We start from the raw sequence: 25,181 nt of genomic DNA, 5'->3' as shown, positions 1-25,181 counted from the left end.
CGTTCGATTTACCTTAGTCCTGCTTTTTTCGCAGTTAGGGGCATTCGGGAGACGTTCGATTTACCTTAGTCCTGCTTTTTTCACAGGGAGGGGCATTCGGATGGCGTTCGATTTACCCTCGTCCTGCTTTTTTTGCAGGGAGGGGCATTCGGGAAACGTTCGATTTACCTTGGTTCTGCTTTTTTTGCAGGGAGGGGCATTCGGGAGGCGTTCGATTTACCGTAGTTCTACTTTTTTCGCAGGGAGGGGCATTCGAAGTGCATCCAATGACCAGGTCCTGCCTTTTTCGCGATGAGGATAAAATGGAGAGGGGCACCTAAAAGCCAATTATATGACTTTTTGGACACCCCCTTTTTTTATTACTTCTTATTTTTAGGTGGATCGACTTTGTCTATATCATTTCTCATTAAAAAATACGAGATTATTCCTGATAGAATAGCTGCACCACCTGTTATCATTAATCTTATTGAGGGTTCAATATCCGAATAATCTTTCTCAAGCATCCACATAGCGATTGTTGCTACGATAACCATAATCGGGATGACAACGACTAATCTTTTCACATTTCAACTTCCTTTCATCAAGCTTCTTTCCTTTAAATAGGCGAAACAATATATTCCATTCTACCATATAAAAAATAAGGCTGTCCCGTAGCCATTTTATGACTTTTGGAACAGCCCTTGTTATATTACTTACTTTTCAATCAATCCGTTTTCAATTAAAAATTCTCTAGCAACAGCATCTTCGCTTTTTTCCTCTATATCTACTTGATAGTTTAAATCACGTAATGTTTCACTATTAAGAATATCTTGTAAAGGTGCTAAAATTTCTTCGATTTCCGGATACTTTTCTTTTGTTTTAATTGTCATCGCAACTGCTGCTTGGTAAGAAGGGAAAAAGCTTTTATTATCTTCAAGAATAATAAAATCAAATTCTTTAATACGAGCATCTGTCGCAAACGCAACAGATACATCGACCTGTTTATCTTTCAATGCTGCATACGTAAGCCCAGAATCCATTTCTACGATAGATCCATCAGCAAATTCAAAACCATATTCTTTCTCTACTCCAGGTATTCCGTCTGGACGATTAGCAAATTCTGCATGTGAAGCCATCTTTAATTTATCCGGATGTTCATTCATATAGCTAGCAAAATCACTTAGCGTGCTTATTCCTAATTCTTTTGCCTGATCAGCTCTCATCACAAGTGCATACGTGTTGTCTGCTTCGGTAATATTTGACCAAGCAATATCATTTTTTTTATCAAGTTCATTGAGTTTTTTGAGTGCTTCTTGACCATCACTGATTGGATCTTCTTTTAAATATGTGACAAGTCCAGTTCCTGTATAGTCCCAAGTAAGATCGACTTGCTTGTTTTCTAGTGCACTTCTAAGTGCAAGACTTGCTAGGTTACTTTTTTCTTTTACATCAAATCCATTTTCTTCTAGCATTATTGTTGTCATCTTCGATAAAATAAACTGTTCAGTAAAGTTCTTAGCACCAACAGTAATTTTTTTTGAATCTTTACCGTTATTACATCCTGCTAAAACGAAAACTAATACAAAAGTTGATAATAGTATTAATAACTTTTTCATCTATTTCATTCCCCCTATATCTGTTTATCCATTTCTTTTTCTAGCTAATCTTAACCCCTTTGGTACGACTAAATATTCTAGTCCCCTACATAAATAGTCGATCACAATCGCTAGTATTGTAATGGGAATCGCACCAGACAATAAAAAGCCATTATCAAATAATTGAATACCTGTAAAAACCCAAACACCTAATCCACCGCCACCAATTAAGTATGCCAATGCCGCGGTACCTATATTGATAACTAGGGCAGTTCGTATCCCTGCAAAAATAAAAAAAGAAGCTTGTGGCATTTCTATTTTCCACAGAACTTGTGTAGGCGTGAAGCCCATTCCTTTTGCTGCATCGATTGTTTGTTTATCAACAGAATCTAATCCCGCTATTGTGTTTTGGAGAATCGGCAAAACTGAAAACACATATAAGGCGATAATTGCAGCTTTTATCCCAATTCCTAAAAATCCCATCGCAAGTGCCAAAATAGCTAAACTCGGGATCGTTTGTCCTAAGTTTGCAATATTGACAAACAACCATTCTCCTTTACGAAATCTCGGTCGTGTCAATAATATACCTAATGGAATTGCCGTAAAAATAGCCGCTAAACCTGAGACGAGTACGATTGTTAGGTGTTGCTTGAGCAATCGCAAAAATTTATCTGGCTCTTCATAAATATGAGTAAGCATATTGTTCTTGATTGCCCAATAAAAAAAGACAATTACAAATATCCAAGATATTACTTTGACAATATTCGCTATTAGTTTCTTTTTATTCATATACTTTGCTTCCTCTAACTTCCATGCGAAGGAACTCGTCGATAAGGTCAAACGTCAAGCTGCCCATATTATTTCCATTTTCATCTTCAATGACGAGTTGATCAGCTTCTTGATTTAATAATAAAGAAATAGCTGTTCGTAATGATGCGTTTTCTTGGATGATTTTTATATCTTCGGAAGTACTATTTGGTTGAAGCGAACAAACTTTAGACAAATCTTTAATTGTGTATAGACTCATCGATTTTAACATTCGATCATTCCCAATAAATTCCGAAACAAAATCATTTTTGGGATGATTTAGAATCTCTGCTGGGCGATCATATTGCATGATTTTTCCATCACGAAATAAAGCGATTCTATCTCCCATTTTCACAGCTTCATCAATGTCGTGACTTACGAATAGAATCGTTTTCTTTACTTCTCTTTGAATTTGTAAAAACTCTTCTTGCAATCTTGTGCGAATAATCGGATCTAGTGCACCAAATGGCTCGTCCATTAACATGACAGGTGGATCTGCTGCAAGGGCTCTCGCCACACCTATTCTTTGTTGCTGTCCCCCAGATAACTCATGTGGATATCTTTTTCTATATTCATCAGGATTCAGGCCTATTAAATCCATCAAATATGAATAACGTTTTTGTTGCTTTGCCCTATCCCAGCCAATTAAATTAGGTACGGCCAAAACATTATCTTCAATCGTCATATTAGGAAATAATCCATTACTTTGAATAACGTATCCAATGTTCCGACGCATTTCAATGATATTCGAGTGTTTTACACTTTTATCATTAAGAATGATATCGCCATCTGTAATTGTTTCTAGTTGGTTGACCATTCGTAATAATGTTGTTTTCCCGCAACCAGAGGGACCAAGTAGAATAACAAACTCGCCATCTTCCACATTAAAGCTTACATTATCGATCGCTCTAATATTTCCTTCATATGTTTTAATTACATTTTGGAATTTAATCACACGCTTACCTCACTTCAACTATTTATTCCTTTTACGGTAAAACGATTTTGAATATACTTAAGTAGTAAATCAGCAATAATAGCCATAATAGATACTGCCACAGCCCCTACAATCACCATTGTCGAATTAGAACGGCTAATTCCTTGATTGATTAAAACACCTAAGCCTCCAGCTCCAATAAATGCTGCAATAGCTCCAATTCCAATATTCATAACCGTAGCAAGACGAATTCCAGTCATAATGAGTGGCATTGCGATTGGAATTTCCACCTTTACTAATCGTTGAACAGTCGACATACCGATTGCCTTAGCAGCATCACGAACATTTGGATTAACATCTTTTATACCTGTATAGGTGTTACGTATGATGGGCAGTTGTGAGTATAGTACAAGTGCAATTAATGCAGGCAAAAATCCTATTCCTTGGCCGATGAGAGATAGAATGGGGATCATCATTCCGAATAAAGCGAGACTCGGAATTGTCATAATAATTGATGCAATGCGAAGAATTGATTCTGCCAAATATTCATTGGTAGTTAAATAAATACCGAGAGGAACACCAATCAAAATGGCGATAATCGTTGCAATTCCAACCAACTGGATATGCTCCAAAGTGAATTGGAGTATTTCGTTATTGTTACGAGAAACATAGTCTATGATTTTACTTATGATGTGCACCTCCTACCATGTAAGCTTTAATATTGATAAAAATTAAACATCCCGACAGTCTATGATATCAACGTTCGACATATATTTCAACAGCTGTAACTAAACCAACATATATTCCAAAGCATTAATGGAATCATTTTCTAGAAAAAATAAACTCCTCTTAGTCAGCTTCACCTGATCAAGGGGAGTTGAAAATACAAATAGTTTCTATGATTTTACACTCATACTATTTTCTAACAGACAGCCATGGTCGATTTTCTTCCCAACGAACCTGTACACCTATCTGAAATGTTTCTGATAATAAATCATCTCTTACAACTTCTTTCTTCGGCCCAGCTGCCACTATTTTTCCATTATGAAGAAGTAAAACATGTGTAATTTCATTTACTAATTCTTCTATATGGTGTGTAACATAAATTAAGTGACATTTACTTTTGACTATTTCTTTCGTTAGAGCTAGAACTTCCTCGCGTGAAAGAATATCCAATCCAGAACAAGGTTCATCTAAAATCAACATTTTAGGACCACTCATCAGTGCTCTGGCAATCAGTACCCTTCTTTTTTCACCTTGGGACAATACTTGAAAAGACTTTCCCTTCAAATAATCTAACCGTAAACTACTTAATAAAAAATTCGCCTTTTGCCAATCGGTATCAGACACTTCCTCATATAGACCGAAGGAAGCAAACTTCCCGCTCACGACGAGTTCTTCTACTGTTTCATATTGCATGATATGAGAAAAACGATCTAATGAACTACTAACATAGCCAATTTCCTTGCGTAACTCCGGTAAATTCGTTTTACCAAATTCATTTCCTAATACCGTAACATCTCCTTTGGTTGGAAAATGATAGCCTGTCATAATATTAAGTAGAGATGTTTTTCCAGACCCATTTAATCCAAGTATTGCCCAATGTTCATCATGTTGTATATTCCAATTGATCTCACTTAAAATCACTTGCCCTTCTCTTCGCCATGTTACATCCTTAAAAGAAAGAACATTCTCCAACGAACTCCCCCCGATACTTAAAAATTAATATGTATTATGTTACGTGTGCGATGTTAAAGGAAATAACACATCAAAATCAATCGGCTCTTTAGATTTTATAAATAAGGTATCATCTTCCCAACATGCTGACGTATTCATTACCTTGTACTTTTTCAATTCTGGGATGAAATGAAAGTCAATCTGATGATCTCGTTTAGTAATCATTTTTTCTATGACATCATCCAAATTAATAGTGTTTTGGCTAATGATATCATAGATGTTCAACACACCCTCGTCTCTGCCGGCTAATACGATTACATCATCATCGACGAGGTAATAACGTTCTAAATAATCACAATAAGAATCGAGTGTTGAAGCGGAAAGTGGCCACTTATCATTCACAACACCAAAAAGATTCGAAACTGGCTTCCTATTTTCCATTAGTCTGGAAATAATCAATCGGTCGCTATCATTATTAGGATTTAACATTTGAATCTTTGCATTGTGGAGGACAACTTCTTTTGTGTCCATTGTATAATGCTTTTCAGTTATTTTCTTAAAACCAAATTTCGGATAAAATTGTAAAACTTGATCATTAGCAAATAAATAAAGAATATCACATTGATCTTCATAATCAGCGATTATCCGCTCCATCAAAAGTCTGGCTAACCCCCGATGACGATACTTTTTATCGGTCATCACCGTTCCAATTTGAATTGCTTTTTTCTGCTGATGATTAATGACTAAATCTAAAAAGCTGATCGATGCATTCGCAATAATTTTATCATCTAGTACATAGGAATATGGAATGTATCGATCATTAAAAAATCCAGCTTGATACCAAGATTCTAAATCCAACTGAAATATATCCTTTGATAATTGATTAAAGCTTTTTCGATACAGATCGTTGTGGAAATAATCACTAATAATTGTATGCTTCTTCATTATGTCACCCTAAGAAAATACAGTAATGTGTTAATTAACATGCACACTATTCCTTTTCTTCTTTTCAAATTGTATTTCATTATATTATAAAGGAAAACATTCCATATTAGGGGATTGATGCTCAGAATTGTCTAACTCTTTATCATTTAACAAAGGCTTGCTCCCCTAATTTTGCACCTATCATAGGCAGATGAATATGATATTAACTGACTATGATTATATATATAAAGGAGCATGCTTAATGAATAATAACCATTGGTATAATCAAAATCATTATTGGCATAACCAAGGATATCACCAACAACCTACTAATTGGTATAACCAAGAAGGATACCACCAACAACCAATTAATTTGCAGCGCAGAGTTACAATCCAAGAGGCAATGAATATAGCTGTAGAACGAGTTCCTGGCCAAATAGTTAAAGTGGAGCTAGATACTAAAATGGGAGCTTTAATATATGAAGTAGACATCGTAACACAACAAGGCGTCAAATATGAAGTAGAGGTTGATGTGAATACTGGCGAAATAATCAGCATAGAACTTGATTAAAAATGGTATCAGATAAGGCACTTTTACATTTATTATAGGCTTTGTTATATGAAGCTGTTAATATTTGGCTCATTTTATCTCTTGCTCCAAGGAACGATTAGGGATAGTTCCTTGGAGCAAGAGTATTTTTGTGCATAACACCTAATAAAAAATATGGACAATTTGAACAAGCTTTTTATTAGGCTATACGCCTCTCTTATTCCCCCATATATATGTATGTAATTGAGGAAGCGCCTTTACATGATTCATTTCCGGATCTGCGATGACTTTATTTATTAGCCATTCATACTTTTCTAGTAAGTTGGAGACTAGACTGCCATGATCAGAGGTGCTTGAATCGTCATTTCCTACCTGTAAAAAGAAAGGAATCATTGGATAGCATTGATGAACTCTTTTTGCATATGCAAAGTCTTCGTCATCAAAAACAACTACTTTTAAGCTAATACTTTGTGAAGTTGATTGCTGATTTAGCTTCTCTATAATCGTATCCAATATCTTAAAATCAGTCGACATTTTTGAACTAGGTGGTTTAGGAGAAATTGTTAATTCATCTATATCAAGAAACCATTCCTGCCATTTGCTACCCTGTGTTTCTAAACATGTTTTAATGTTATTGTTTTTCAATAACTGTACTAAATGAGTTAAATTTTTTAATAAGGCAGGATTCCCCCCGGAAATCGTAACAAAGGAAAAACCGTCACCACCAATTGACTTTAATTCTTCCCAAATCGACTCCGCGTCCATTTGTTTAATCATATCTTTGGCACTACCATCCCATGTAAAAGACGAATCACACCATGCACATGAATAATCACAACCGGCAGTCCGCACAAACATCGTCTTCTGGCCGATAACCATACCTTCTCCTTGAATGGTTGGTCCGAATATTTCCATCACAGGAATCTTACTCAATTTCCATCCACTCCCGTCTTGCTTCCGCATAGCTTGTGGGAGTTTCATATAAACGAACAAACTCGACTCTCACATCATGATACTGTTTTTGTCTATCCCCTTGTTGCAAAACTTCACTCATTTTCTCATATATCCACACAACGATATTTTCAGCTGTCGTATTCATTGGTGGCAATGATTCATTTAAATATTTATGATCAAGATGAATCTCTATTTCTGATTTCCAAATGTCCTTCATATCCCCAAAATCAATGACTAGGCCACGATCGTCTGCATATCCACTGATACCAAATACCACTTTGTACGTATGTCCATGCAGGTTTTTACATTTACCCTCATAACAATGCAAATGATGTGCGGAATCGAACGTAAATTCTTTACTTACTAGCACTCTTTTATGATGATACTTTAATTGTTCACGTTTAATATCCTCATCCATCTTCTGAAGTTTATCGACAATTCTAAAGCCATACATTATTATCTACCTCCTTCCGATTGATCAAGTAGTCGTCAAGTCCTTTTTTTCTCAGTATACAAGCAGGACACTTACCACAACCATCAGCAATTACACCGTTATAGCATGTCAGTGTTTTTTCCCTAATAAACTCAAATGCATCTAATTGATCTGCGAGTTCCCATGTTTCTTCCTTATTCAGCCACATTAATGGCGTGTGTATCACAAAGTCTTTTTCCATTGATAGGTTTAATGTAACATTGAGTGATTTCATAAATATATCGGTGCAATCTGGATAGCCGCTAAAGTCTGTTTCACTCACACCTGTAACAAGACTTTTAGCTTGGATTTGATGTGCTAATACACCAGCAAATGACATAAATAACAAGTTTCTTCCTGGGACAAAAGTGGAAGGTAATTCTCCATTCTCTCCACCTTCAACCTCAATTTCATCACGAGTCAATGCATTAGGTGCTAATTGATGTAAAAGGTTCATATCAAGAACATGATGCTTAATCCCAAGTTCTCGTGTAATTTTTTTCGCACATTCAATTTCTGAACGATGCCTTTGATTGTAATCAAACGTAACTGCTTCTACTTCTGCAAATCGCTTCATTGCCCAGAACAAACATGTTGTACTGTCCTGACCTCCACTAAATACGACGATTGCCTTTTCTTTTTTCTTCATCTGATAACTCCTTTTTCACAGAAAAAAACAGCACCTAAGAAAACGGTACTGTTTTTCCTTAGTTTTTTAGAGAGGGTAGCTAGAACCTCTTCCGTAAAGACGGATATATTTTTCTCTCTATCATCTTATCATAAGTTAATATTTTTGGTTACCCACATTCCTACAACATATATTAGAAAAAGTCGATCATATACGTTTGTCTAGATGGAATCATTGTTTCAAATCGCTCTATTTCTTCCTTTTCACCACTGAGCATACCTAAATTATGGAGTGTCGACGGGCGTTTATATCCTAAAAACATGGCCGTTAATGCTTGGATGCTACAATGTATGCCTGTTTCACCTCTAAAATCCTTCAGCATACATACATCCATCATACCATTTTCCAGTTTTATCTCGTAAACTCCTTCATTTTCAGGTAGGAACTCATCATCAACCTGTAGAATAATAGATTCCGTTGCATTTCCTTCTTCGATATGGAAAGGATATTTTTTCAAAAAAGGTAGTACATCTACAATTCGTGCCATACAAAAAGGAATATTCATTTGTTCAAACCTTGGTTCATCTAGTATAAAAGGAAGATGATCATTTTCTGGTACAGTGATCGTAACATTTTCCGCCATCGAATCATGATTTGCGATAAATTGATATAAAAGCTTCCATTCATTTAAAGAGGTAGAAACCATTTCCTTTACAGTCATCAGCTGATCTTTCACATGATAAATAATGTACCCTCCAGGATTGCCTGCCTCATTATATGCAACCGCTATTTGTGGCTGATCCTTTAATACACGCTGTTCCCACCAATTTTCGTCCCGACCGAGCATCCCATTATATTTTCTTGCATAATCCGTATAAATGGTATGCAGTAAAGGTATGTCAGCATCAATACGTCTCACTAATCCCTTCCCAGCCCAATTCCTTTTTAAATGATTAATTGGAATCTTATAATTACGATTCGAAAACGTCAATTCCCAACCGAATTTCCGATAAAAGGCTACGGAGAAGGGATGGAGATAAGAAACCGTTTGTCCAATTTCTCTCATATACTGAAGTGATTGCTGCATTAGTGCCCTAATGCTTCCTTGACGCCGATATTCTGGCCATGTAGCAACGGAGCAAACGCCCCCGACGTCAAATGATTCGCCGTTTATATAGCAAGTGAAAGGAAAAAGATGCAATTTGGCGGCCAATTTCCCTTCGACTATATGCCCCCAAATGACCTGATTTCTAAATTCCTCCACCTTCTTCTCGCGCTCTTCATCAGATAGCTTGTATTGAAATGCAAACTGAGATAATGCTACTGCTTCCTCATAATCGCCTTCTCCCAACCTTTTCAATTCTTTCATAGGGATGTCCTCCGATTTCAACTATTTTTTCTTTAGCTTATGAATAAGAATACCTAGAAATGCACCGACTATTGCGGGTACCAGCCAACCAATCCCTTGTTCATATAGTGGTAAAAAGGATAAGATATTTTCAACGATAGGGATGTTAATATCGGCAGCTTTCAGTCCATCAAAAATACTAACAATGACAGTCCCAATTAGTGCAAGTGAATAAACAATTGGCTCACGACCAAATAAATGATCAATAAATGACATCAACATCAGAACAATCGCTAATGGATACACGATCAGCAATATTGGAACGGAGATCTCGATTAACTTTGTAAGTCCAACATTAGCTACGAACATACTAAATCCGGCAAAAATGAAAACATACAACTTATAGGGTATTTTCGGCATTAGCTTACCGAAATATTGCGAGCATGCAGAAACAAGGCCAATTGATGTTGTCAAACAAGCAAAAATAATCGTAACTGCAAGTATCATTGTTCCAGACTGTCCATAGAGTACCTTCGAAGCAATTGATAAAATTGCTCCTCCGTTTTCCTGTAATCCGACTACTTCCATACTTGTTGCCCCAATATATCCAAGCGAAATATAAACGAGCGATAACCCGGCTGCTGCGATGGCACCTGCAATTATTGTTGCTTTTACAAGTGATTTACTCTCTCTTACCCCTTCATTATGTAAAGCATTGATAACAACAATACCAAACGCAAGTGCTGCGATGACATCCATCGTCAAATACCCTTGAACGAAACTTTCAAAAAAGGCATTGTCTACATACGAGCCAAGTGGAGCACCTATTTCCCCCATCGGTGTGATAAAGCTTTTTAAGGCAAGTAATCCAATGACAATAAGTAGAACTGGTGTTAGGATTTTACCAACTCGGTCAACAAGCTTTGTTGGATTTAACGCAAATAGAACGGTGATAACGAAAAACAGAATGGTAAACACCGCAAGCGTCCATCTCGAATTCTGTAATATTTCCGGCAAAAATGGTACGATCCCGATTTCATAAGAAACGGTTGCTGTACGTGGGATACCGAAAAATGGACCAATCGATAAATAAACAATAATTGTGAAAATAATGCCAAAGAGAGGATGTACTCGACTCGCGATTAACTCAAAGTCACTACCTGACTTTGCAATAGCAATAACAGCTAACAACGGGAGACCGACGCCAGTAATGAGAAAGCCAATCATCGAAATGATTATATTTTCTCCTGCCATCTGACCAAGTTCAGGGGGAAATATAATATTTCCTGCCCCGAGAAATAATGCGAACAACATCAGTCCTACTGTTATATTTTTCTTAATTGATAGTTTCTGTGAATAATTCATAGTGAAGACTCCTAAATATAATTTTGATAAGCATGCCTTCCATTATAAACATATTCACAGAAAAGTTGTCGTATATTAGCGAAAAGTCATGACAAATTATCTTCTTTTTATTTTCGAGTAAAATTTTCGCCGGTTATCATTTGGTGAATTTTTGAATATCCTCTCCTAAACTATTTACACTACAATGATACTCATAACAGTGGATTGCCTTTCATTCCAACCCATAAACTAGTCTGTTCAAGTTGAGCGGCTAGCTGCAACAGGCGTCTTTCTTCCCCTTTCTGTGCCATTACTTGAACGCCTAGCGGGAGACCTTCTTTTGATAAATGTACTGGAACAGAAATAGCAGGTTGTCCTGTCAAATTTGCAAGTTGAGTAAATGGCGTATACGTTAAACTCGGTAAAAACATGTCCCATATTAAGGATTGCTGTTGCTCACTTCCTACAGCCATTCTCATCTGCTCACGCAGTTGTTCTTGTTCCATTACGGTATGTGTTAATTCGCCAATTTTCGGAGCTGTAAATGCCGTCGCCGGTGTAATGTAGAAATCGTATGTTTCATGAAGTGTAGCCATTTTTGCCGCAGCAATATCCCATGAAGCAAGACTAGCTGAAAACTGGGAAGCGGACACTGATTTCCCAGCTTCATTAAGCAGCCATGTCTCAATTTCAACATCATCCGCTGTAATTGACCTTCCAATTGCTCGTTCTAATTGTTCGATTAATGTAGAAATTTCTCCACTATTCATAAGAAAATAATCCTTCATTAATTGAGTACCATCTACTCCATTTTCCTGTTCCACAACTATGTGACCTTCGTTTTCCAACCATGTCACTATTTTATTAACCGCAAATTCTGCCTCTTCAGAAACCCGTGTTCCAACAGGTGACTTTGTTGTAAATGCAATCTTTAAAGGCTTTTGAAATGATTCATTCAACGTCTTTATCGAACTACCAGTCAGTAACGGTGTCTGAAATGCCGCCGCTTGTTGTATGACTTGGAGAGCATCAAGCATGGCCGCACTATCCCGCACACTTCGACTGAGAACAAAATCGATGGAAGCACCTTGCCACTGACGACCAACCCCTGGACCTACTGGTGTACGTCCTCTTGTAGGTTTAAGGCCAAATAAACTAGAAAAAGATGCTGGGATACGGATCGATCCCCCACCATCACTTGCACCCGCCATCGGAACAATACCTGAAGCAATCGCTGCAGCTGCTCCGCCACTTGAGCCACCTGGTGAATAATCCGCGTTCCAAGGATTTCTCGAAGGTCCATAAAGCACTGGTTCCGTTATATTTTTCAATCCAAACTCAGGTGCATTGGTATGACCCGTGAATAAAAAACCAGCCTCGCGTATCTTTGAAACGAGATGTGAATCATGATCCGATATCACTGATTGAAATAATCTAGATCCAGAAGTAATTGGCTCATCCTTCAATGATTGTGATATATTTTTCAATAAAAAAGGAACCCCCGCAAACGGGCGATTATCCACGTTAAATTGCTTTGCTTCTTCTAATACTTTTTCTTTTCGAGAATGAGTAACTGCGTTTAAGGTCGGATTTACCTTTTCCAATTGTTCAAAGCTCAATTCAATTAATTCACTTGGCTGGACTTCTTTCCTTTGAATTAGCTTAGTCATATCAGTAGCATCCAATTGCAAATATGTATGTAGTTTCATTTGTTCACCTCATTAAATATTATTATAATCTATACTCTATCATTGATAGCGGAGTGAACAAAGTATTCAGAAGTAAAAAGGTATCTGCCCTCCCACTGCGTTAATGTATTAACACGGTGGGAGGGCAGATCTTTGATTTTCAGAGAGAATATGCCTTGTTAACCGAATATGCGGTAGTGAAAAAACTACTCGTCACTACCGCACAATGGGTTATCTTATTGACTTGCAGACCATTTTTCCGCACGTTTTTGTAAATCATCTAAAAACTTTTGAATGTCTGGAGCTTTATCATTAGCCGCATTACTTATAAAGCCGTTTACAGCTGGAGCAATCTCACTGCCGAAAAACGGATTTGCTTCATCCATCAAAACAGAAGAAGTGATATCTGCTATTTCCATCGCTGTTTTTACATATTTATCTTCTTCCCCAACAAAATCAGCCTCAACTAAAGTAGGTGTTGATTTGAAATTATCGTAATTCCACTTTTGTGTTTCATATCCTGTTAAAAACTTCATCACTTCCCAAGCTGCGTCGGCATCTTTTACTTTTTCAGCCATGACAAATGGATCCATTGCCACCCAGCCTTCGCCGTTTGGTCCTAAGTTCAATGCTGATTCAAAACGATCCAATAACTCTTTATCATCGTTAGCAGCATATTCTCCCATTGTTGCACCGCCAGCATGGTCAAGGGCTATCGCAATATTATTTGTGTTCAACCCGAAGTTCTCTGCTCCTTGAGCATTTAAAAACTCAGTAGGCGGAAATTTCGATGCTTCCTTAAGCCATTCCATTACTTTGACCATCTCTGGAGTATTCAGCTTCCATTCAATATTTTTAACATCAGCCAATGAACCAACCGCGCCCTCAGCCTTAAATGCATGTGTTAAGGCAACGAAAGTAGAAATATTAAGGTTATTCCCGTTAAACCATAAACCATAGTTTTTTTCGCCAGTCACAGGATTTTTCCCTGTCATTTTTGCTGCTTTTTCTAAAATTTCTTCAGGAGTAGGCTTATCAGATAATGGCTCCACTCCCCATTCCTCGAACATTTTTTTATCATATATTGTAATACGTTTCCCTAGAACAGCCGGTAGTCCAAAGCGAGTTTTACCATCAAAAGATACTGTACTATACGAATTCTCCCAGATTCCGCTTAAATATATACTTGGATCGAAATCTTTATCATTCTTTAATAAGTCATCAATACCTTTTAATAATCCCTGCTCCATCCATTGTGATGCAAATGCCCCACCAGTGTATAATATATCAACATCGCCTGATTGTAGCATCGCACTTTGCTTTGCTTGTGCATTTTCCCAAGGTACTTGGTAAACTTCTAGTTTAATATTAGGGTACCTAGGATAAAATTCGTTTTCTAAGAATTCGTTTAATCCAATCGTGTTTATACCTGTGATTGGATCAATTCCATTCTCAAGTGCCCAACCCGCTAATGAAACACGAACAGTTCCTTTTATATCTGAAACTACTTCAATATCGCTCTTTTTCTCACCTTTTCCACCTGAGCTAGACGAGCATGCAGCTAAAGACATCATTATAATTAATGCCACAATAAAAATTGAAATACTTTTCTTCATTTTTATTCCCCCCGTTTAGTATTTTCATAGAGCATACATATACACAAGCGAAACGTATTACTCACCTCCTTAATTATTGTTTAATTCCGGATAATGCAATACTCTCAACAATATAACGTTGAAGGAATAAATATAGAGTAATAACTGGAATTAAACTAACGGTTGTTGCAGCCATAATGATGGATGGTAATGGCATACTTTTATTGTAAGTAAACATAGCCAGTCCAAGTTGAATTGTATATTTATCAGGTGTTTTCAGTGCTAATAATGGCCATAATAAATCATTCCATACTGCTAAAAACTGTAAGATAACCATGGTCGCAATAATTGGAACACATAAAGGAAAATAGATTTTAAAGAATACTTTAAACTCACTTGCCCCATCAATAATAGCTGCCTCTCGTAGACTTGATGGAATTTGATCAATAAAAGACTTCGCCAAAAATGTTCCAAATGCATAATTTAAAGCAGGTAGAAAAAATGCCCAATACGTATCCAATAGACGAATCTTTGAAAATAGTAGGTATTGAGGGATCATTGTCATCTCAAACGGAATCATCATAGTACTTAATGCTAAAACAAGAACGATCATAGACCCTTTAAATTTAAGTTTTGAAATTGCATATCCAGAGAGTAGCGCAGACATTAAACTGACAGCAATAACTCCTACAGAAATGACTAAAGAATTAAACATATATCGAAACATTGGAATATTTGTAAAAGCAGCTTCATATGTCCTTGTCGTTATTTCCTTTGGCCAGAATCTAGGGGGAAATGGAATATTCAATCTTGCAGCCCAATCAAAGCTTGTTAAAACCATCCATACAAAAGGAATGATCATAATAAGTGAGCCTAGAATAAGAAAGGTCGTAAGCGTATAGCTACCAATTAGTTTTGATTTCTTAAAAAATTTATTCTCATTAGGGTTTCCATTCTTTATATTTGCATTAGTCATACTGATATCCTTACTCATATCCCTCACCCCTTATCAGTCAAAATTATTCTTTCTGTTTGTCACTAACATGATAACCGTTAGTACGAGAATCACAATAAACAAAATATATGAAGCCGCGGTTGCAACGCCCATTTGGTTGGATAAAAATGCATTGCGATAAATATATAGAACTACAGTCATTAATGAACCTGCTGGATTCCCAGCTGTTCCTCCGATTAACCAAACATCGGTAAACCGCTTCATTGCGCCAATCGTACTTATGATGACCATAAATAATATAATGGGTTTTAAATATGGAACAGTAATGTATAACCATTTCTTCATCCAGTTTGCTCCATCGACTTCAGATGCTTCATAAAGATCTCGTGGTACACTTGATAAAGCTGCGATGAAAATAATTGTATTGTAGCCTAGCATTCCCCATAAAGTCATTAACACGATACTGAATCTCGAAACACTTGGATTTGTGAACCAACCTATAGGCTCAATACCAACCCAGCCTAAAACATAGTTTAAAATCCCCTCACTCCCTGGATTAAAAAGGAATTGGAATAGAATACTTGTGGCTACTAGAGACACTACATTTGGTAAAAAATATACACCTTTAAAGAAATTCCGCCACTTCAACCACGGTACGTTATGAATTAAGGTTGCAAGTATAAAAGATAAAGATACACCTAAAATAACGGACAAAACACCCATATAAGCCGTGTTATATAAAGATTTCCAAAACATAGTATCTGTCAGCACATACTTATAATTAGCAAGCCCTATCCACTCGCCTCCAAATGAAGAAGCTGACTTTTTGAAACTCAATATTAATGCACCTATCATTGGGTAAATGGCAAATACCAATACACCAATAACTAACGGAGCAGAAAATGCATATCCAGCCAAATCCTGTGGTGTGAAGAATTTTTTTCTATTAGGCTTCAATCCAATATTTTTCCCAGTAGAATATTCCGCTTTATTTGACATATACTCAGCCCTTTATGATTAAATTTAGGAAAAAGGATACCTATTTTTATACATTATTAGCACCTAGTCATAGCTCCTTATCTTTTAGTAGTTTTCATTTTAAACCAACCTTACCTTATATCTTTCAATGAAAGATGAAACTTACATTTGGATAATTTCCCCTTCTTGATTAGATCTTTTTGCGGCAAGACTTACTGCTAACGTCTTTAAGCCATCTTCATAAGATGCTAAAATTAATGCTTGATTTTTCGTTCTAACTGCTTCTATGAAACTACGATCTTGCTCCTCATAAAAATCGACATTGGATTTATAAGTAATTGTTTTATCCTTTTCAATGATTGAAAGAGTAGTCCCATTCAACTCAATACGAAAATTTCGACCTAATAGTTCAACACCCATTCGGTGATCATGCTGTATAAATGAACTATCTAAATGACCAACTGCTCCAGATTCGAAAGTAAGATTGACCGAGGTAACATCAGGTATATCTATATTTTCAATATCTTGCATTACCTGCAAGGACATGTTAGCGCTTACTTTTTTAACATCACCTGCCATATAGCGCATTGTATCAAGTATATGTGTTGCCTGTTCAACTAATTGTCCTCCAGACTTACTGTCTATCCGGTACCAAGGGGTTTCTACAAAACTAGTAATATAATGCCCACGAACCATCGCAATTTTCTTATCTTGCAAATACTCTTTTGCTTTTTGGACAGTATCTAAATATCTGAGGCAATAGCCAGAAGCGTTTATTACACCCGATGCACGAATGACCTCTGCCTTTTTTCGTGCTGTTTCAAGATCCAGCTCTATCGGTTTTTCAATCATGATATGAATGCCCTTTTCTACCGCTTTCTCTTCTATATCTCCATGGGCGAACGGAGGAATACTTACGAATAATGCATCCATTTCTTCTTTATCAAGCATTTCTTGAAAATCTGTATATACTGTCGCTTGAAATGCCTCTCCCTGTTTTTTTGCATTCTCTTCAGATATATCACAAACGGCTACAATTTCTGCCATTTCCATTTTTTGTACGTTTTTCAAGTGAACAGTAGCTATGCCACCAACACCTAGAAAACCTACTTTAACTTTTGTCATGATAAACCACTCCTAAAAATATTTTATTTTTTATTTAAAATCACATCAATATGTCGCGCCGTGTCGTCTGCTAATGTATAAGGACAAAGTGCATACGGGGTAAGTTCAGCTGTAAGTGTATCTTCGTAGCCAATATCCTCAAGTGCATATCTCACAGCCTTCCAATCAACATCCCCCACTAATAAAGGTACAAATCCATTTCCATTTCCTACATTCGCACTAAAATCTTTCACATGAACTTTTAAAATTCTGTTCCCAAGTATCCGTATCCATTGCTCCGGATAACCATACTGCAAAATATTCCCTACATCAAAGTAAGCGCCTACATAATTTGATTGAAATTCATCAATATACCTCATCATTTCAAGTGGGGATAGCAAAAATTTATTCCATACATTCTCTATACCGATCTTCACATTAAACTTTTCTGCGATAGGAAGAATCTGTTTGATACATTCCTGACTCCTTTTGTAGCACTCATCATAAGAGACTTCTTTTGAAACCACTCCTGGCACAACCAGAATTGTATCCATCCCTATCCAGCTTGCAATTTCAAGCATCTTTTCTATGACCGACATACCTTGCTTACGAATGTTTTCATCTGATGAGCTAAGTGGTGTCCCCCAAAGAAGTGAGGTTGATAAACTCCTAAGTTGTAATTGGTAATTAGATGCAAGTGAAGCAACCCTTTCAGCTTCAATCCTTGTCGTTGCTAGTGTTAGTCCCTCTCCGCCTTCTGGATATAGATTAAGTTCTACAGCATCAAAACCCGCATTCTTACTATATTCAAATATTTCTTCGATAGAGGTGCCTTCAGGATAGCACCATTGATTTATCCCTTTTAACATTCATTTTCCCTCCTAATTTCCATTCATCGACCGCTTAATGTGAAATGAAACAATTCATGGAGCAATAAAGAAGCAGATCCAATTACTTCAAAGTCACTTCCAAAGGAACTTGGTACAACTTTCAAACCATTTGTATGTACCTCCAACGCATGGGATGAAATATGTTCATTTACGCTGCTAATTAGATATGAGTTTTTATATGCGAATTCACCACCCAGAATAATTATTTCTGGATTGAATAAATTGATCAGATTAACCATTCCAATAGCCAGATCCCTTGATAACGCTTCCATAATTGATATAGATAATGGATCATCCCTAGCGACCGCTTGTCGAAGGACTTCAGGTGTAAGCTTAGATGATTCCCCATCAATTATCTCTGAAATAATTGTACCTTGCCCTTTCCTAATACTATCCAAAATACGTTTATAAATAACTCCCCAACTAACATAACCCTCAAGACAACCAACATTCCCACAATAGCAAGGAACACCATTACGATCAATAGTAGTGTGACCAAATTCTCCCGCTCCTCCATGAAATCCACGAAAGATTGAATCATTTACTAAAATACTTGCACCCACCCCGTTTCCAACTTTGACATATATTATATTTTTCGAATGCTGATATTTTCCGAAACCTTTTTCAGCTAAGAGATTACCATTTGTATCGTTGTCTATATACGTCGGTATATTAAACCGCTTTTCTATCATACTTTTAAGGGAAAGGTTTTTTATTTTTAACTTTGGGTTATAAAGAAGAACACCGTTAACAGAATCAACTATACCTTGCATCGTTATCGATATACCTAAACATTGATCCAAGCTTTTACACCTTTCACTAAATTTCTCTATCTTGTCCATAATTAAGACACTAAGATCGAAATCAGTTACTTTGCTTAAATGGTGCACTTCTTTTAAACGTACTTCGGCGTTTAGATTAAGTTCAGCTATTGTAATTTTAGATGCATCTATTGCAATTCCAATTAAAAATCGATTATTTGGATTCAGCTGAACAAGTATTGGTTTTCTTCCACCATTTGAAGACCCTAAACCAGCTTCACATACTAATAAATCGCCTATTAACTCACTAACAGCTGATGTTACAGTTGTAGGACTAATCTTGACAGTCTTGGCAATCTCGGCTCTCGAGATTGGACCCTTTTTGCGAATTATATCTAATACAATCGATTTGTTTAACTCTTTTATAAGATTAAGATCTCCAGTTCTTTTCAATATCAACTCATTCCATTCAGCCTACTATGATGTAGTTTCTTCCTTTCTTTCTCCATTGCCTTTATTAAGTTTAAGGTAACATATATCTTTTTGGAATTCAATAATTGTTTTGATTATTTTAAAATTTTTGATAAAACGCATTACAAAAAAAGCATCTTCCCCCACCTGCATTATTACAATAACGCACTGGAGGTCAGACACCTTTTTATTCAATCTGTTCACTATCTTCTAATTTTAATTCATAAACTAGTAGCCTGATAGTGAAGATAGAACCAGAGCCTTCTATGCTTTCAGCTATAATTTTTCCTTTATGATATTGGATAATTTCTTTACAGATCGCAAGACCTAATCCATGCCCCTCTTTTCTATCGGGGGATTTCGTATAGAAGCGATCAAAAACAAGTGGAAGCTCATCCTTAGGTATTCCCATTCCAGTATCTTTAAGAATAAGAACAACTTCTTTATTAAACTTATCATACATATACTGTAAAACTATTTCACCGCTTTGTGTAAATTTAATTGCATTTGAAATAAGGTTTTGGACTAATTGTTCTATCCGCCTTACATCAACTTCAACGAGAGGATATTCATTCAAAAATGACCGATCAATCTTAACCGTAAACGTGAGATTCGCCTGTATGATATCATGCTCAAATTGCTTACAAAGATGGTCAAATAATTGATCGGAAGGCACATATTCCATATCAAAAGACATTCCTCTTGATTCTAATTTCGCCAATTCAAATAAATCATCAATTAATCGTTTCAGCGTCAATAAGCGTTGATGACTTCTTTTTAAATACAACTCTCGCTCCTCTTTATTATCAATGACCCCATCTAGAATACCTTCAATATAACCTTGGATCGATGTAATTGGTGTTCTTAGATCGTGGGAAATATCAGATAAAAATTTACGACGCACTTCTTCCGCTAGGGCCAAATCCTGATTAGCCATTTCTAGGTTCTCATAAGCTGATTCTAAAAGTATGGTACGTTCTTTTACTTTCTTCTCTAAATCTCTGTACAAATAGGCATTTTCTAGTGAAACAGCTGCCTGTGAGGATAGAAAATTTAACAATTCAATTCTCTCTTTTGTAAAAGCATGGGTAATCATATTATTTTCTAAAAATAAAGCGCCTACTAACTTACGTTGGTACAAAATCGGAAAACATAAAACAGATTTTGGACGATGGACTTTCATATAATGATCATTCATAAATATCCCCGTATCTGCCCCATCAGTGAGTACAACAGGCTCAAGACTTTTCTCTACATACTGTAAAATATTTTCAGGGTATTCAACTACATCCTTGTCCGCAATATGCATTACTATTTCATCAATATTACCTTGTGCTACAGGTTTTAACTGATCATCAATCTTTAAAAACAATACTCCTTTTTGCGCACCGCCATTTTCTAGAACAATATTCAATAATCTTGAAATGAGCTTCTCTAAGACAATTTCTCCAGAGATTGCTTGTGCTGCCTTTAACATTGTGGCTTCATCAATGTCAATGTAAAATTGCTCCTTACTGTTTGGTATCATTAAGCTTTTACCACTATCTGTTAATAATTCATCAAACTCTTTTCTAAGCTGTAATGCTTTTCGACTTGCACCCCAGCTTTCATATGCTGAATAAGCGGTTAATATATACACTTTTGCGAAATAAGGCAAACCACGATTCAGATAAAAAAGGCCCGCACATTCATTGGCAATTGCTGTGTCTTGAATATAGCCATTTTTTTGCGCTTGAGCGATGGACTGGTCATAATAAATTGCTGCTTTAGATATTCGCTTTTTAATTTTTGCGACTTCGGCTTTGATGAGTAAATATTTGTGCAGATAATTATCTGGAGATTGCAATGCCCACTTTCTCCAAAGGGATAAATGCATTTTTAATCGTTTACGAATTCGCAGCTTTCCCTTCGTACCCTCACTGTCATATTGCTTCGTCATCCATAGATCTTCATAAAAATAATATTCTGGAGCAATCACTAGAACTAATGATTTATCTACAAGTTGATCGAGTTTCTGCCTCAAAATCTTCGCAACTTCCTGTTCATTAAGAATATAACTTAGCTGCAATCGGACTGTGTAATGGACTATTTCCGCTGATTTATCATCTGTCATTTGAACAACATCCCAATTTGGTACTTCCTTCGCTTCTCTTAAAATATATATCCAGTATTTTAAATCATTTAAAAAGTTTTTCGATAAATCATACTGTATTTGCTCCGAAAATCGCAATTGTTCATTAATGGTCTGATCTGTTTCTGCTAGCCCATGTCCCTTTAAAAAACTAGCGATGCAAATAAATGAACTTGCTGCTCCAGCTAGATGAGAATTTCCGGATTCAATACAATACTTTTGTGAACGTTCTAAATATTGCTGGTTATACCTGATTGGATTTTTCCAGTGATTCACGAAGCTTCCAAATACAAAATACACCCTACCCATTAAATGAGAATTTTGACTCTTTTCTGCGTTTTGAAGGGCAAGGTTGCCAAATTCATAACAGTCATTATATTGATGGAAACCAGCACTTAAAATCAGCGCATAATTATTATATACAAGCGAAGATAAGTCGGTAATTCCATATTTTAATGTATAGTTGAATGCCTTTAGCATTAATAATGTCGCTAAATTTTGATCCACATGATAGGCAGGCCCATTCATATTAATAAACGTCTGCATAATAAGTCGCTGATTCTCATTGGTCATTTCTGGTAATTCATTCAAATCTTTTGCCTTCCGATTTCTTAGAGCGATCTTTGTCTGCAAGAATTCTTTTGCAACGGCCATCTTTCCAGGTCTTTTATTAATATGCCATCCGAATAACTCTAAGGCTTTAAGCCCACAATCTACTGCGTCCTCTACACGATGTACATGAATATACAAAGTCATTTTCAAATGATAAATCTTTAGTTGTTCTTGCCTGGATTGCACTTTATCTAAGGCTTCATCGAACCTTCCTTCGGCGATGGTAAATTGATTATCTAGATACTCTGTTTCACCGAGACCAATCAGGATCTTAGCGGTTAATTTATGATGTAAATCCCAACCCGTATCACCTAACAATTCTTTTCCAACTTCAAAAAAAGAAAGGGAAGCCTTAAATGCTGCACCATGCTTTGCTTTTTCTCCGGCGATTGCATTCCACTTAGCAAGCTGAATTCTTTCTTTGGTATTCAATAGATTTCGACATTGGTTCAAATGATTAACAACCTCAAATATATTTTCCTCTAGACTTCCTTTTCGAGTATAATAGTTTACTATTAAACGTCCTATCGTTAAATGGTTTTGTTCTAATTCTGATGTTGTCATCGTAGAATAAACAGCTTGTTGAACTCGGTCATGTAAAAATCTATATATAAGTGGCTGTTTTTCTTCATCTAACAAGTTCTCATTTGGAAATACCCATTTATATCTCGGACTTAGTGGTAAAATAAGCCCATCTCTTAATGCATTCCACAATGTGCGCACTGTAGTTACATTACTATTTTCATAAACTGCACTTAACACATTTATCTCAAATTGGTTCCCTATACATGAAGCAAGCTTTAACAGCTTCTGTGTTTCTTCAGGCAACTTATAGAAGCGTTTCGCAATAAAAGTAATAATATCTCCCTGAATATCCAACTGAAATAATTTCTGAAAATCGCTTGTCCACTTCATTTTTTCCTCATCGTATACGAGCAATTGCTGATCATAAAAAGCTTGGAACAATTGATTCAAAAAAAAGGGATTCCCACGTGTAATTTGTTGCATAAAGATAGCTAACTCTATTGCTTCATTATCTTCGCAAGATAAAGTATCTAGCACCCATTCCTCCAGATGCTCCATCTCCAACGGTTTAAGGGGAATTGTTTGTATAAGGCCCTCGATCGTTTGCAGATCTTTTAACATCACATTAAACGGATGCGTCACAGCCACCTCATCATCACGATAAGCAGCAATGATGAATAAATAGCTTCGCTTTTGTTGGGCAAGAATGTATTGTAGCAAATCTAACGTAGCTTGGTCTGCCCATTGTAAATCATCTAAAAATAAAACAAGCGGATGTTGCTCGCTTGCAAATATATTAATTAATTTAAGAAAAGCGAAGCGAATTCGGTTATTCGTTTCAACGGCTGTTAACATTTCAGGCTCCGACAATTCTCCTGTCATCCATTTTATTTCAGGTATTATTTTTGTAAGTACAGCTAAATTTGCACTCAGTTCAGATTCCAAATGACTTTTCCAATATTGAATGCTTTTCTCTCCCTCTGCCATTACCTGTTTCAGCAAATCTTGAAATGCCTGAACAAGCGGTGCATATGGGACTTCGCGTTTCAACTGATCAAACTTTCCAGCTATAAAATATCCCTTATTATGTATGAGTTGTTTCCGCACTTCATTGACAAGTGCGGTTTTTCCAATTCCAGAAATTCCAGGTATTAAAGCAAACGTGCATTGACCATTACATGTACGTTCGAAAGCCGATATTAATGTGCCTAATGCCTCTTCCCTGCCGTACAGTTTCCCTCCGATTTCAAAATTCTGCGGTATATCCTTTTCTGCCATTAAAAACTCAAGGGAATTTGTTCCATGTACATGCCATAACTTCTCAAATTCTATCAAATCATAGCCCAATCCTGTTGCACTTTGATAACGATCTTCTGGCATTTTAGATAGTAATTTCATGATAATATCTGACATTACTTTGGGAACGGTTCCAACCACTTCTATCGGTGGAATAGGATTTTTTGCAATATGCGAATGAACAAGTTCGATCGGATCTTCCTGATCAAAAGGAAGCATTCCAGTAAGCATTTGATAAAATACAACACCTAATGAATATAGATCGGATCGATAGTCAAGATGCCGGTTTATGCGTCCTGTTTGCTCGGGAGAAATATAATTAAGCTGGCTGCCTAATGTATATGGATTGGCATGTGAACGATGATTTTCACTCTTAAGCATTGCTGCATGATAGAATCCGGTTAATTTTACTTCGCCTGATTTTTTGTGAATGAGTATATTTTCGGGCTGAAGACTTTTATGAATGACATGATTTTGATGAAGTTTATCTACAATTGATGTTAATTGCTTTGCTAGCCTAAAAAATGATCGTATCTCAACAGGTTTATTCTGAATGAAGGAGCTTAATGTATAGGCATCAAATGGCTCCACTATAAGAAATGGTTGATTCCAATGTTTCTCTAATGTAATCGGTGTCAATATACCTGCAATACGAAGATCCTTCACCAGATTAAATTCATGGGTTGCTGCAGCTAGATCTTGAGCGCTGATGTTATGCTTTTGAAGCTTTTTAATTAACACAACTTGCCTTGAAGAACTATTCATTGCTTTATAAAAAGCCCATACACTATTCGCTTCCATTTCTTCAAGTATGTCATATCCCGGTAAGATCACTTTTTGATCAGCTAGCTTATTCATGAAATTCCCCCACAGATACCATAATAAAATTAATCTTTAACGAATCTTTAGATAACTTTGATCGCATTTTATACTCTAAGTTGTATGATGAATTGAGATACAATG

The 25,181-nt window shown here is 36.3% G+C and carries 21 protein-coding genes and 1 riboswitch; of the genes, 1 reads left to right on the top strand and 20 read right to left on the bottom strand.

The window, feature by feature from the left end; all coding sequences use genetic code 11:
* Positions 1-359 precede the first annotated feature (359 nt).
* From MHB53_RS21890 to MHB53_RS21860, 7 genes are all read right to left on the bottom strand, one after another.
* Complete coding sequence (locus tag MHB53_RS21890; protein WP_340922402.1) at positions 360-563, bottom strand: hypothetical protein; 204 nt, start codon at positions 561-563, stop codon at positions 360-362.
* 129 nt (positions 564-692) lie between these two features.
* A complete protein-coding gene (locus tag MHB53_RS21885) occupies positions 693-1,595 on the bottom strand; it encodes an ABC transporter substrate-binding protein (RefSeq protein WP_340922400.1) in 903 nt (300 codons plus the stop codon).
* A 24-nt stretch (positions 1,596-1,619) separates the two neighbouring features.
* Positions 1,620-2,363 carry an ABC transporter permease gene (locus MHB53_RS21880; protein ID WP_340922398.1) on the bottom strand — a complete coding sequence of 248 codons (744 nt, stop codon included), beginning with the start codon at positions 2,361-2,363 and terminating at the stop codon, positions 1,620-1,622.
* On the bottom strand, positions 2,356-3,336 hold the full coding sequence (locus MHB53_RS21875) for an ABC transporter ATP-binding protein (RefSeq protein WP_340922396.1): 981 nt from the start codon (positions 3,334-3,336) through the stop codon (positions 2,356-2,358). The genes MHB53_RS21880 and MHB53_RS21875 overlap by 8 nt, the downstream gene beginning before the upstream one ends.
* Positions 3,337-3,350: 14 nt before the next feature.
* A complete protein-coding gene (locus MHB53_RS21870; protein ID WP_340922394.1) occupies positions 3,351-3,932 on the bottom strand; it encodes an ABC transporter permease in 582 nt (193 codons plus the stop codon).
* Positions 3,933-4,230: 298 nt separating this feature from the next.
* A complete protein-coding gene (locus tag MHB53_RS21865) occupies positions 4,231-5,013 on the bottom strand; it encodes an ABC transporter ATP-binding protein (protein ID WP_340922392.1) in 783 nt (260 codons plus the stop codon).
* 39 nt (positions 5,014-5,052) lie between these two features.
* Positions 5,053-5,937 carry a GNAT family N-acetyltransferase gene (locus MHB53_RS21860; protein ID WP_340922390.1) on the bottom strand — a complete coding sequence of 295 codons (885 nt, stop codon included), beginning with the start codon at positions 5,935-5,937 and terminating at the stop codon, positions 5,053-5,055.
* Between the two features lie 241 nt (positions 5,938-6,178).
* Here MHB53_RS21860 and MHB53_RS21855 point away from each other — a divergent pair, with 241 nt between their 5' ends.
* On the top strand, positions 6,179-6,487 hold the full coding sequence (locus MHB53_RS21855) for a PepSY domain-containing protein (protein WP_340922388.1): 309 nt from the start codon (positions 6,179-6,181) through the stop codon (positions 6,485-6,487).
* Positions 6,488-6,670: 183 nt separating this feature from the next.
* On the opposite strand, the gene queE is transcribed toward MHB53_RS21855, so the two are convergent.
* The 13 genes from queE to MHB53_RS21790 form a co-directional block, all read right to left on the bottom strand.
* Positions 6,671-7,399, bottom strand: a complete 729-nt coding sequence (gene queE / locus MHB53_RS21850; protein ID WP_340922387.1) for a 7-carboxy-7-deazaguanine synthase QueE — start codon at positions 7,397-7,399, stop codon at positions 6,671-6,673.
* Entirely contained in the window at positions 7,392-7,874 is a 483-nt protein-coding gene (queD, locus tag MHB53_RS21845; protein ID WP_340922385.1) for a 6-carboxytetrahydropterin synthase QueD, read from the bottom strand. Before queD ends, queE begins: the two co-directional genes overlap by 8 nt.
* On the bottom strand, positions 7,861-8,541 hold the full coding sequence (gene queC / locus MHB53_RS21840) for a 7-cyano-7-deazaguanine synthase QueC (RefSeq protein ID WP_340922383.1): 681 nt from the start codon (positions 8,539-8,541) through the stop codon (positions 7,861-7,863). The genes queD and queC overlap by 14 nt, the downstream gene beginning before the upstream one ends.
* Positions 8,542-8,593: 52 nt before the next feature.
* Positions 8,594-8,636, bottom strand: a riboswitch (PreQ1 riboswitch).
* 77 nt (positions 8,637-8,713) lie between these two features.
* Positions 8,714-9,889 (bottom strand): GNAT family N-acetyltransferase, encoded by a 1,176-nt coding sequence (locus tag MHB53_RS21835; RefSeq protein WP_340922381.1) that lies wholly within the window; start codon positions 9,887-9,889, stop codon positions 8,714-8,716.
* A 21-nt stretch (positions 9,890-9,910) separates the two neighbouring features.
* Entirely contained in the window at positions 9,911-11,233 is a 1,323-nt protein-coding gene (brnQ, locus tag MHB53_RS21830) for a branched-chain amino acid transport system II carrier protein (protein ID WP_340922379.1), read from the bottom strand.
* Positions 11,234-11,424: 191 nt separating this feature from the next.
* Positions 11,425-12,921 (bottom strand): amidase, encoded by a 1,497-nt coding sequence (locus tag MHB53_RS21825; RefSeq protein ID WP_340922378.1) that lies wholly within the window; start codon positions 12,919-12,921, stop codon positions 11,425-11,427.
* Between the two features lie 215 nt (positions 12,922-13,136).
* Positions 13,137-14,516, bottom strand: a complete 1,380-nt coding sequence (locus tag MHB53_RS21820) for an extracellular solute-binding protein (protein WP_340922376.1) — start codon at positions 14,514-14,516, stop codon at positions 13,137-13,139.
* A gap of 73 nt (positions 14,517-14,589) precedes the next feature.
* Positions 14,590-15,489, bottom strand: a complete 900-nt coding sequence (locus MHB53_RS21815; protein WP_340922374.1) for a carbohydrate ABC transporter permease — start codon at positions 15,487-15,489, stop codon at positions 14,590-14,592.
* 15 nt (positions 15,490-15,504) lie between these two features.
* Positions 15,505-16,449 carry a carbohydrate ABC transporter permease gene (locus MHB53_RS21810; protein ID WP_340922372.1) on the bottom strand — a complete coding sequence of 315 codons (945 nt, stop codon included), beginning with the start codon at positions 16,447-16,449 and terminating at the stop codon, positions 15,505-15,507.
* A gap of 141 nt (positions 16,450-16,590) precedes the next feature.
* Positions 16,591-17,553: a Gfo/Idh/MocA family protein gene (locus MHB53_RS21805; protein ID WP_340922371.1), complete on the bottom strand. Its 963-nt coding sequence runs from the start codon at positions 17,551-17,553 to the stop codon at positions 16,591-16,593.
* 23 nt (positions 17,554-17,576) lie between these two features.
* On the bottom strand, positions 17,577-18,401 hold the full coding sequence (locus MHB53_RS21800; protein WP_340922369.1) for a sugar phosphate isomerase/epimerase family protein: 825 nt from the start codon (positions 18,399-18,401) through the stop codon (positions 17,577-17,579).
* A 23-nt stretch (positions 18,402-18,424) separates the two neighbouring features.
* Positions 18,425-19,636 (bottom strand): ROK family transcriptional regulator, encoded by a 1,212-nt coding sequence (locus tag MHB53_RS21795; RefSeq protein ID WP_340922366.1) that lies wholly within the window; start codon positions 19,634-19,636, stop codon positions 18,425-18,427.
* A 205-nt stretch (positions 19,637-19,841) separates the two neighbouring features.
* Positions 19,842-25,076, bottom strand: a complete 5,235-nt coding sequence (locus MHB53_RS21790; protein WP_340922364.1) for an ATP-binding sensor histidine kinase — start codon at positions 25,074-25,076, stop codon at positions 19,842-19,844.
* Between the last annotated feature and the right edge of the window lie 105 nt (positions 25,077-25,181).

It is taken from the genome of Bacillus sp. FSL K6-3431, assembly GCF_038002605.1.
Taxonomy (GTDB): Bacteria; Bacillota; Bacilli; order Bacillales; family Bacillaceae_C; genus Lederbergia.
This window is presented reverse-complemented; position numbering and strand designations above follow the sequence as displayed.

Bases quoted from the DNA above. Each gene is read 5' to 3' on its own strand.
- MHB53_RS21805 (WP_340922371.1), bottom strand. From the start codon at position 17,553: ATGACAAAAGTTAAAGTAGGTTTTCTAGGTGTTGGTGGCATAGCTACT.
- MHB53_RS21810 (WP_340922372.1), bottom strand. From the start codon at position 16,449: ATGTCAAATAAAGCGGAATATTCTACTGGGAAAAATATTGGATTGAAG.
- MHB53_RS21790 (WP_340922364.1), bottom strand. From the start codon at position 25,076: ATGAATAAGCTAGCTGATCAAAAAGTGATCTTACCGGGATATGACATA.
- MHB53_RS21835 (WP_340922381.1), bottom strand. From the start codon at position 9,889: ATGAAAGAATTGAAAAGGTTGGGAGAAGGCGATTATGAGGAAGCAGTA.
- MHB53_RS21860 (WP_340922390.1), bottom strand. From the start codon at position 5,937: ATGAAGAAGCATACAATTATTAGTGATTATTTCCACAACGATCTGTAT.
- brnQ (WP_340922379.1), bottom strand. From the start codon at position 11,233: ATGAATTATTCACAGAAACTATCAATTAAGAAAAATATAACAGTAGGA.
- MHB53_RS21800 (WP_340922369.1), bottom strand. From the start codon at position 18,401: ATGTTAAAAGGGATAAATCAATGGTGCTATCCTGAAGGCACCTCTATC.
- MHB53_RS21885 (WP_340922400.1), bottom strand. From the start codon at position 1,595: ATGAAAAAGTTATTAATACTATTATCAACTTTTGTATTAGTTTTCGTT.
- queD (WP_340922385.1), bottom strand. From the start codon at position 7,874: ATGTATGGCTTTAGAATTGTCGATAAACTTCAGAAGATGGATGAGGAT.
- MHB53_RS21855 (WP_340922388.1), top strand. From the start codon at position 6,179: ATGAATAATAACCATTGGTATAATCAAAATCATTATTGGCATAACCAA.
- queC (WP_340922383.1), bottom strand. From the start codon at position 8,541: ATGAAGAAAAAAGAAAAGGCAATCGTCGTATTTAGTGGAGGTCAGGAC.
- MHB53_RS21825 (WP_340922378.1), bottom strand. From the start codon at position 12,921: ATGAAACTACATACATATTTGCAATTGGATGCTACTGATATGACTAAG.
- MHB53_RS21820 (WP_340922376.1), bottom strand. From the start codon at position 14,516: ATGAAGAAAAGTATTTCAATTTTTATTGTGGCATTAATTATAATGATG.
- MHB53_RS21880 (WP_340922398.1), bottom strand. From the start codon at position 2,363: ATGAATAAAAAGAAACTAATAGCGAATATTGTCAAAGTAATATCTTGG.
- MHB53_RS21815 (WP_340922374.1), bottom strand. From the start codon at position 15,489: ATGAGTAAGGATATCAGTATGACTAATGCAAATATAAAGAATGGAAAC.